This window comes from Arthrobacter sp. 10T413_2 (assembly GCF_056394205.1).
The window spans coordinates 37934-47231 of the sequence record NZ_JBFTHK010000015.1; the positions used below are offsets into that span (position 1 = coordinate 37934).

General features: G+C 66.0%; 8 protein-coding genes. 1 reads left to right on the forward strand and 7 read right to left on the reverse strand.

Features of this window, described 5'->3' with window-relative positions; all coding sequences use genetic code 11:
* Nucleotides 1–64: 64 nt before the first annotated feature.
* The 4 genes from AC1DBQ_RS04705 to AC1DBQ_RS04720 all read right to left on the reverse strand — a co-directional run bounded on the left by AC1DBQ_RS04705 (nucleotide 65) and on the right by AC1DBQ_RS04720 (nucleotide 5263).
* Complete coding sequence (locus tag AC1DBQ_RS04705; protein WP_116767195.1) at nucleotides 65–880, reverse strand: bifunctional allantoicase/(S)-ureidoglycine aminohydrolase; 816 nt, start codon at nucleotides 878–880, stop codon at nucleotides 65–67.
* The gene (locus AC1DBQ_RS04710) at nucleotides 877–2163 is read right to left on the reverse strand and encodes a DUF6986 family protein (RefSeq protein ID WP_476927396.1); all 1287 of its coding nucleotides are present in this window, start codon (nucleotides 2161–2163) and stop codon (nucleotides 877–879) included. The genes AC1DBQ_RS04705 and AC1DBQ_RS04710 overlap by 4 nt, the downstream gene beginning before the upstream one ends.
* Before the next feature lie 66 nt (nucleotides 2164–2229).
* On the reverse strand, nucleotides 2230–3828 hold the full coding sequence (gene aceB, locus AC1DBQ_RS04715; protein WP_476927397.1) for a malate synthase A: 1599 nt from the start codon (nucleotides 3826–3828) through the stop codon (nucleotides 2230–2232).
* 25 nt (nucleotides 3829–3853) lie between these two features.
* On the reverse strand, nucleotides 3854–5263 hold the full coding sequence (locus AC1DBQ_RS04720; RefSeq protein WP_476927398.1) for an NAD-dependent malic enzyme: 1410 nt from the start codon (nucleotides 5261–5263) through the stop codon (nucleotides 3854–3856).
* A 203-nt stretch (nucleotides 5264–5466) separates the two neighbouring features.
* On the opposite strand from AC1DBQ_RS04720, the gene AC1DBQ_RS04725 reads away from it, so the two are divergent.
* Entirely contained in the window at nucleotides 5467–6222 is a 756-nt protein-coding gene (locus AC1DBQ_RS04725) for an IclR family transcriptional regulator (RefSeq protein WP_476927399.1), read from the forward strand.
* 103 nt (nucleotides 6223–6325) lie between these two features.
* Here AC1DBQ_RS04725 and AC1DBQ_RS04730 read toward each other — a convergent pair whose 3' ends face one another.
* The 3 genes from AC1DBQ_RS04730 to AC1DBQ_RS04740 form a co-directional block, all read right to left on the reverse strand.
* Complete coding sequence (locus AC1DBQ_RS04730) at nucleotides 6326–7831, reverse strand: nucleobase:cation symporter-2 family protein (protein WP_476927400.1); 1506 nt, start codon at nucleotides 7829–7831, stop codon at nucleotides 6326–6328.
* A gap of 186 nt (nucleotides 7832–8017) precedes the next feature.
* Nucleotides 8018–8926, reverse strand: coding sequence for a factor-independent urate hydroxylase (pucL, locus tag AC1DBQ_RS04735; RefSeq protein ID WP_476927401.1), 909 nt, complete (start codon nucleotides 8924–8926; stop codon nucleotides 8018–8020).
* Nucleotides 8927–9109: 183 nt separating this feature from the next.
* Nucleotides 9110–9298: hypothetical protein (locus AC1DBQ_RS04740; RefSeq protein ID WP_476927402.1), on the reverse strand; the 189-nt coding region annotated here is incomplete at its 5' end.

The window sequence follows — 9298 nt, forward strand, 5'->3', positions numbered from 1 at the left end:
AGCACTCGCTGGAGCAGCAATGTGCGGACCAGCAGTGCGTGCACCGGTACGGCACGGACCTGCCTTAGGTCAGGCGGATCTGGCGGTTGACGTCCTTGTACAGCAGGTAGCGGAACGGACCCGGGCCTCCGGCGTAGCAGGCCTGCGGGCAGAAGGCCCGGAGCCACATGAAGTCGCCCGCCTCGACTTCCACCCAGTCGTCGTTGAGGCGGTAGACGGCTTTGCCCTCCAGGACGAAGAGTCCGTGTTCCATCACGTGGGTTTCGGCGAAGGGGATGGACGCCCCGGGCTGGAACGTGACGATGTTGACGTGCATGTCGTGGGCGAGGTCGTCGGGGTCCACGAAGCGGGTGGTGGCCCAGGCTCCGTTGGTGTTCGGCATGGGCCGGGGCTCGACGTCCTGGTCACGGGTGACGAAGGATTTGGCCGTGAAGCCTTCCAGGGGCTCGTAGGCCTTGCGGATCCACTGGAAGCTGGCGGCCTCCCCGGCGGAGTCATTGGACACTTTCCAGTCCGAGCCGGCGGCGAGGTAGGCATAGCCGCCGGCCTCGAGGTGGTGGATTTCGCCGTCGAGGGTCAGTGTCAGTTCGCCCTTGGTCAGGAAGATCACGCCTTCGACGCCGGCCTCTGCCTCGGGCTTGTCGCTGCCGCCGCCCGGGCCCACCTCGACAATCAGCTGCGAGAACGTCGTCGCAAAGCCGGCGATGGGCCGGGCGATGATCCAGGACCGGGTGTTGGTCCAGCCGGGAAGGTTGCTGGTGACGATGTCGCGCAGCACCCCCTTGGGGATGACGGTGTAGGCCTCCTTGACCACGGCGCGGTCGGTGAGGAGCTGGGTCTGCGGCGGYAGACCGCCTTCGGGTGAAAAGTAGTTGCTCATGGGTGTGTCCTTTTCGCTGAGGGGGTGGAAGAAGCGGCCAGCCGCGGGTGGGCCAGCACGGTGAGTTGGGGAAGTCCGACGCGGGCCAGCTCCAGGACTTCATCGGCGCCGACAGCACCACATTGGACGCCGCGGAGCACAAAGGCGGCCAGGGCGCGTGCGGTGGCKGGCTCATCCATGACGCCGCCGCCGGTTTGTTCCACGTAATTGCGGAGCCGGGMAGCGGMAGCGGGGAGCCCTTGCCGGTAAAAGGCGTAGGTCGCGGCAAACCGGCTGGGCAGCTGGGCCGGGTGGAGGTCCCAGCCCTGGTAGTAGCCGCGTTCCAGCGACCGGCGGACCAGCCGGCCGTGGAGCTGCCAGGCCTGTTCCACGTTGTCGCCCACCGGGATGATGTTGGTGGAGCCGTCGGAGAGCCGGATGCCGGTGCCGGCCACGGCAAGCTGCATGACTTCCTTGGCGAAGTCCGCCACGGGATGTTCCATGGACTGGTATTCGGCCGAGATCTGCAGCGACGCGGAGTAGTCGTACGTCCCGTAGTGCAGCCCGCTGATCCGGCCGGGCACCGCGTGCGGCAGGCGCGCCACCGGAGATGTCCCGTCCGGGCCCAGGATGAGCTGCGGCGTTTCCACCTGCACCTCGAACCGGAGCCGGCCCGCGGGGAGCGAGTGGACGTCCTCGAGCCGGGACACGGCGAAGGCCATGGCTTCCACCTGCGCCACGGTGGTGACCTTGGGCAGGGTGAGGATGAGCCCATCCGGGAGTTCGCCGGCCGCGGCCAGCTGCGACACGAAGAGGTCCAGGGTCCGCAGTCCCCGGGCCCGGGTGGCGGCTTCGAAGCACTTGAAACGGATTCCGATGAACGGCGGCGCGGTGCCGGCGGTGACGGCGGCGGCCACGGCGGACGCCGCGGCAACAGCGGCGGTGTCCTCGGCGTCGTCGCCCCGGTCCCCGAACCCGTCCTCGAAGTCCAGCCGGAGGTCCTCGACGGGCTCGGTTGAGAGTTTGGCCCGGACCCGGGGCGCGACGGCCGCCGCCAGGTCGGCGTCCTGGCCCTGCAGTGCGCACAGGCTTTCGATGCCGCCGCGGGCGTCCGCCCCGGCGAGGGCCTGGGCGCCCCAGTCGGCCGTGAACTCCGGGCTGAAGCGGTCGGCGGGAACGTAGACGGTGTGCACGGGCTGGCGGGAGCCGTCGTCGCCCGGGTAGTTGCGCTCCAGCAGCCGGTCGGTGTCGGCGAGCTGCGCGTCAATCCTGGCGAGGTCGGCCCCGGAGAGGGACGGCGTCACCGGTCTCTGGCTCCGTCCCTGTCCCTGTGGCCGTAGTCCGGCGCCGGGGGAGGTGGCTGCCATCCCTCAGCCCACCAGCTCGTAGGCCGGGGTGGTGAGGAAATCGGTGTAGTCCTCGGACAGGCAGATGTCGCCGATCAGGCGGCTGGCCGGAAGGTAGTGCTTCGCAAAAGCGTCCTCGCCCACCTCGCCGCGGAGCTTCTCGGTCTCCTCGGCGAGGATGGCGGACACCAGTTCGCGGGTGACGGTCCGGCCGGTGTCGGCGAGCACCGAGTGGTTGCGGATCTGCTGCCAGACCTGGGACCGCGAGATTTCGGCCGTGGCGGCGTCCTCCATCAGGTTGTGGATGGCCACGGCGCCGTTTCCGGAGATCCAGACGGCGGTGTAGGCCACGGCCACGTAGAGGTTCAGACGCATGCCTGCCTCGGTCACCTGGCCCTGGGCGGAACGGATGTCCAGAAGCTGCTCGGCGGTGACGCTGACCTCGGGCCGCTGCTTGTCCAGCTGGTTGGGCCGCGCACCCAAGACTGAGTCGAACACCTCGCGGCAGATCGGCACCAGGTCCGGGTGCGCCACCCAGGAGCCGTCGAAGCCGTCGTTGGCCTCGCGGGTCTTGTCCGCCCGGACCTTCTCAAAGGCCTGGGCGGTCACCTCGGGTTCGCGCCGGTTGGGGATCACCGCCGCCATGCCGCCCATGGCAAAGGCGCCGCGGCGGTGGCAGGTCTTGACCAGGAGTTCGGTGTAGGCCCGCATGAACGGCGCGGTCATGGCGACGCTGGCGCGGTCGGGAAGGACAAAGCCCTCGCCGGCGTCCCGGAAGTACTTGATGATGCTGAACAGGTAGTCCCAGCGTCCGGCGTTCAGGCCGGAGGCATGGTCGCGCAGTTCGAACAGGATCTCGTCCATCTCGAAGGCCGCCGGGATGGTCTCGATCAGGACGGTGGCGCGGACGGTGCCCTGCGGGATGCCGAGATAGTCCTGCGCGAAGACGAAGATCTCGTTCCACAGCCGTGCCTCGAGGTGGCTCTCCATCTTGGGCAGGTAGTAGTACGGTCCGTGGCCGTTCTCCAGGAGCCGCTTGGCGGTGTGGAAGAAGTGCAGGCCGAAGTCCACCAGGGCTCCGATCGTGTGTTCCCCGCCGATCAGCAGGTGCCGTTCGCCCATGTGCCAGCCGCGGGGCCGGGCCACCACGACGGCGAGCGGGGCGTCGGTGCGCAGCGCGTACTCCTTGCCTTCGGGCGAGGTGTACTTCAGTGTTCCCTCGGCGGCGTCGCGGAGGTTKAGGATCRATTCGACYACGTTGGACCAGGTGGGCGTGCTGGYGTCCTCGAGGTCGGCGAGCCACACCTTTGCGCCGGAGTTCAGCGCGTTGATGGCCATCTTGGCCGGTGCGGCCGGCCCGGTCATCTCGACGCGGCGGTCCTGCAGGGCTGCCGGTGCCGGTGCCACGCTCCAGTCGGCGTCGCGGATTTCCCGGGTCTCCGGCAGGAAATCCAGGCGGCCGGTCCGGGCAACGTGCTCGCGCTTGACGGCTCTGGCCTTGAGAAGTTCKGCACGGGTTCCGGCAAAGCGGAGATGAAGTTCCTCGACGAAGGCGAGAGCCTCCGGGGTCAGGATTTCCCCGGCCCGGTCGATGGGCTGGGGATCGGTGACGGTGAGAGCCATTTCTGGTCCTTTCCTAGGCTGTGAATCAGGCGTGGGCCGGGACGGCACGGGTGGCGGCGTGGGCTGCGCCAGCCACAGCGGCGGCGACGTCGGCGGCAACATGTGGGTCGAAGACGCTGGGGATGATGTAGCTGGCATTGAGCTCATCGTCCGCCACACGGTTGGCGATTGCCTTCGCGGCGGCCACCAGCATTTCCGGGATGATGTCGGAGGCGCCGGCGTCGAGCAGCCCGCGGAAGAAGCCCGGGAAGGCCAGCACGTTGTTGATCTGGTTGGGGTAGTCGCTGCGGCCAGTGGCCACAACGGCCGCGTGCTTCGACGCGATCACCGGGTCGATTTCCGGCGTGGGGTTGGCCATGGCAAAGACGATCGCATCCTTGGCCATGGAGGCAACCTGCTCCTCGCCGATCACGTTGGGGGCGCTGACGCCGATGAAKACGTCCGCACCCTTGAGGGCCTCGTGCAGGGTGCCCGAGAAGCCGGCCTCGTTGGTGTTGGCCGCGATCCAGGAGCGGTGCTCGTCGTCGTACTTGGCGCCGTGGTGGATGGCGCCGGAGCGGCCGGCGGCGATGATGTGGTTGGCGCCCTGGGCCTTGAGCAGTTGGATGATGGCCGAGCCTGCGGCGCCGACGCCGGAGACCACGATCTTGACATCGGCGAGCTTCTTGCCCACCACGCGCAGGGCATTGACCAGGGCGGCCAGGGTGACGATCGCGGTGCCGTGCTGGTCGTCATGGAAGACCGGGATGTCCAGTTCCGCACKGAGCCGGTTTTCAATCTCGAAGCAGCKCGGCGCGGCGATGTCTTCCAGGTTCACGCCGCCGTAGACGGGGGCGAGTGCCTTGACGATCATGATGATTTCCTCGGTGTCCTGGGTGTCCAGGCAGACCGGCCAGGCATCGACGTTGGCGAACTGCTTGAAGAGTGCGGCCTTGCCCTCCATCACCGGGAGCGCCGCGGCCGGGCCGATGTTTCCCAGGCCCAGGACGGCGGAGCCGTCGGTGACKACGGCGATGGTGTTGCGCTTGATGGTCAGGTTCCTCGCAGCGGAGGGGTCCTCCGCGATCGCCAGGCAGACGCGGGCGACGCCGGGGGTGTAGGCGCGGGAGAGGTCGTCGCGGTTGCGCAGGGCGACCTTCGGGACCACCTCGAGCTTCCCGCCAAGGTGCATCAGGAAGGTGCGGTCCGAGACATGCTGGACCTTCACGCCGTCGAGCGCGTTGAGGGCGTCCTTGACGCGGGCCGCGTGCTCGTCGTCGGTGGTGTTGCACGTGACGTCGACGACGAGCGTGTCGTGGTGGGATTCGGTGACGTCCAGGGCGGTGATGGCGGCGCCTGCCGCGCCGACGGCCGCCGCCAGTTCGCTGGTGGCGGTGAAGCTGGACGGCGCTTCCACGCGCAGGGTGATCGAATTTCCGGGGCTGGGGTTCGCCATTGAGTTCCTCCTGGTATGGCCCGTGACGGGCCGCTCACGCTTCGATGAATGTTTTCGTATTATGGATATTATTATCTGCTTAGTGGAAAAACAACCCTTGTTGCGTCATCGTCCGGGTGGCGGGGTGCTGTATCTTTGGTTTTCAGCTGTATTTCACGATGTGGATAAGAAATGTCGACGCCGACGCGCAGGAGAGAATCTTTATGGCTGATAAGCCCTCGGKAGGCGTGCAGTCCGTTGAGCGCGTCTTCGAACTTCTGGAACTGATTACCGATGCGGGCGGCGAGGTCACCCTCAGTGAGCTGTMCAATTCGACCGATCTGCCCCTTCCTACCATTCACCGGCTCCTGCGCACCCTTGTTGCCCTGGGGTACATCCGGCAGCTGCCAAACCGCCGCTACGCGCTGGGGCCGCGCCTGATCCGCCTGGGTGAGGCGGCCAACAAGCAGCTCGGTTCGCTGGCCAGGCCCCAGCTCAAGTCGCTTGTGGACCGGCTGGGCGAAACGGCCAATATGGGTGTCCTGGACTCCGACATGGTCATCTATGTCGCCCAGGTGCCGTCGCTGCATTCGATGCGCATGTTCACCGAGGTGGGCAAGCGCGGATACATGCACGCCACCGGCATGGGCAAGGCGATCCTGGCCCAGCTGGACGATGACACGGTCCGCGGCATCGTCGGACGCCAGGGGATGCCGACCCCCACCCCGAAGAGCATAGGCGACGTCGATACGCTGCTGGAAGACCTGAACCTCATCCGCCAGCGCGGCTACTCCATTGACGAGGAAGAGCAGGAGGTCGGGGTGCGGTGCTTTGCGATGGCCATCCCCGATGCGCCGACACCGGCCGCCATCTCCGTCTCCGGACCCGTGTCCCGGGTGGACCAGGCGTTCGCGGACAAGGCCGTGCCGCTGCTGCGGGAGGCCGCCCGCGCGATCTCGGACGAGCTCAAGCAGGGCTGATCCGCCAGGGCGCAAAGCCGCCGTCCGGATCCGGAAGCACGACAAGCGGGGCCTACGGTCGTAGGCCCCGCAAGTCGCTGCCGTGGGCGGGATGGATGGGCTCCTAATGCTCGTCGGCTGCAATCCTGGACGGCTCTACGGGAACTTCCTTGCCGTCGCAGTCAAACAGTTTGCCGTTCTCGTAACGGTCGCCCTCGGCGAGGCATTTAAGGTCTTCCTGACGGATGACCCTGTCGGTACCGGCCACGAAGACCGACTGGTTCTCGGAGTTCCCGGCTTTCAAGTGGTTGAAGAGCAGGTTCAGGAGGATGGCCATCAGGGCTGCCGAGCTGATGCCGGAGTGGAAGATGGTGCTGAACCAGGTGGGGAACTTGTCGTAGAAGGTCGGTGCGGCGATCGGAATCATGCCGAAGCCCAGTGATGCCGCGACGACGATCAGGTTCATGTTGTTGCGGTATTCCACTTTGGCGAGGGTCCGGATGCCGCTGGCGGCGACGGTTCCGAAGAGGACGACGCCGGCACCGCCCAGGACGGGCGTCGGCACCGAGGCCACGACGCGACCCAGGACGGGAAGCAGGCCGAGGACCACCAGGATCACTCCGCCGGCGCTGACCACGAAGCGGCTCTTGACACCCGTGATGGCAACCAGACCCACGTTCTGGGCGAAGGCACTCTGGGTGAAAGAGTTGAACAGCGGCGAGATGGCGCTGGAGAGCATGTCCGCCCGGAGACCGTCGCCAATCCGCTTGGAGTCAACCTTGGTGMCGACGATGTCGCCCACGGCAATGATGTCGGCCGAGGTTTCGGTCAGGGTGACCAGGATGACGATCAGCATCGAAATGATCGAGGCGACCTCAAAGGTGGGAAGGCMGAAAGCAAACGGTGTGGGGAAGGCGACGATTGCGCCCTGGCTCACCTTGGAAAAATCTGCCATGCCGACTGCGAAGGCGATCAGGGTGCCCAGAACCATCGCGAGCAGGATCGAAAGCCTCGAGATCGCGGCATTCCCCACCTTGCTGAGCAGCAGCACAATCGCCATGGTGACTGCGGCGAGGCCGATGTTTGCCACGCTTCCGTAGTCCGGCGCCTTGCTGTTGCCGCCCATGGCCCAGTTGGCCGCAACCGGCATCAGCGTCAGGCCGATGGTGGTGATGACCACACCGGTCACCACCGGGGGAAAGAAGCGGATGATCTTCGAGAACAGCGGCGTGATGAGCAGCCCGATCAGCGACGCCGCGATGACGGAGCCGAACACGGCCTGGATGCCGCCGCCGCCGTGGACGATCGCCACCATCGTCGAAACGCCGGCAAACGAAACGCCCTGCACGAGCGGGAGCCGGGACCCGAAGAACGGGATGCCGATGGTCTGCAGGATGGTGGCGAGGCCGCCGACGAAGAGGCAGGCGGCGATCAGCAGGCCGATGTCCTGCGACGACATGCCGGCGGCCGCGCCGATGATCAGCGGCGGGGCGATGATTCCGCCGTACATGGTGAGAACGTGCTGCAAACCGTAGGCGAACGTGCTTCCGAGCGGCAGACGCTGGTCTTCGGGGCGACCGGACCGAGCGGCGCGCGCCGCTGTCKCGGCTAATTTCTTCTTGGTGTTCATGGCAGACTTTCTTGGTTCATGGCAGACGTCTTTGTCTGGCTAACGGTGTCTGGCTAACAGTTGTGGCAAAGCAATTTGGCCCGTTTCCCGGGGTTCTTGTCCGGCTGTTTCCCGTGCCGGAGCACCGGAAGACCGGACAAGAACCCCGGGGGTCGCGACCGGCAAGMGCGCGGTTCCCGGACCGGCCTAGCAGAATCCTGCGATACCGCTCCAGGCGATCTCCGCGGGACTGGCGTCCTCGCGCTGGACTGTGGCCTCGATCAGGCCGTAGGGCCGGTCCGCGGCAAAGAAGACCTCGTTGGGGTTGTCGAGGCCAAACGGCGAGAGGTCGACGAGGAAATGGTGCTTGTTGGGCATGGAGAACTTGATCTCGTCGATCTCTCCGTGGGCCTMGAGGACCTTGGCGCCCATGTCGAAGAGGGTCTGCTGCAGGGCGTGGGAGTAGTTTTCGCTGAACCCTTCCAGCAGCAGGCTCTTGACGTCGTCGTAGCTCTTGTTGAAGTCGGTGGTGCTGAAGTCGGTGCCGGTCTTGAAGCGCCAGCGGGCGGAGACGTCCGTGGCAAGGATGCGGTCCGTGGTTTCCGGCAGTGTGGTGTATTTGTCCCGCGGGTAGCCCACAAAACCGGACTGCGTGGACTTGAGCACCGTGAGGTCCTTGAGCCCGGAAATCAGGTGCASGTCGGCGCCGTCCCGGACCAATACCGCAGTGCGCACCTCCTGGCCGTTGCGGACGAAGGAGTGGTCGTGCTCGGCGCCGTGAGCCCGGATGCGGTCCCAGCCGTACRACTCCGCTTCCCACCGGCCGCCGGAGACCCAGTCGAAGCTCGAGGTGAAGTGCTCGCCMAACCGCAGAAGGAACGCTTCCGGGGAGCCGACGCCCTCCCGGGCGAAGGCGTAGATCGTGTTCTTCTGTGTGTCGGTGGCGACGACATGACCGTTGTCGCCCGCAAGGTGTGCGGCGGCGAAATCGCCGCGGAGCTGCGAGGTCACGTTCAGGTCCTCGATCTCGTGGCGGTCCGTGTCCCGGGTGATTTTGACGACCCGGACTTCGGCCTTTCCGTACTGGTTGTGGCCGAGGATGATCTTGTTGCTCATGGCTATTCCCAACTTCCGTGATGTGGAACCTAGGTTCCATCATTGAAATTAAGCGCGTGTTTCGCACGCGTTTCCGATGGAGCCGACCCAACAAAAAGAGCCGACGTCCAGTGACGTCAGCTCATTACAACCCTGCCTGCTGCTCCCAGGTTACGTGACCTACGCCACGAATTGGTTTAAACATTAGCCCCGAGGTGCCGTGGTGTACATCACTTTGGCAAAAATCGGATTGTGACTGGCCGCCCAGTCGGCGGTCCCGCCCCGCCCCTTGACCGCCGTCGCGGCGCTCTCTAAGATTTCCACATAACAATAAAAGTTTTCCAAAATGTGGAAATCTGGTGCAGCCCCGGCGCGGCCCTTGAGGGACTGGGG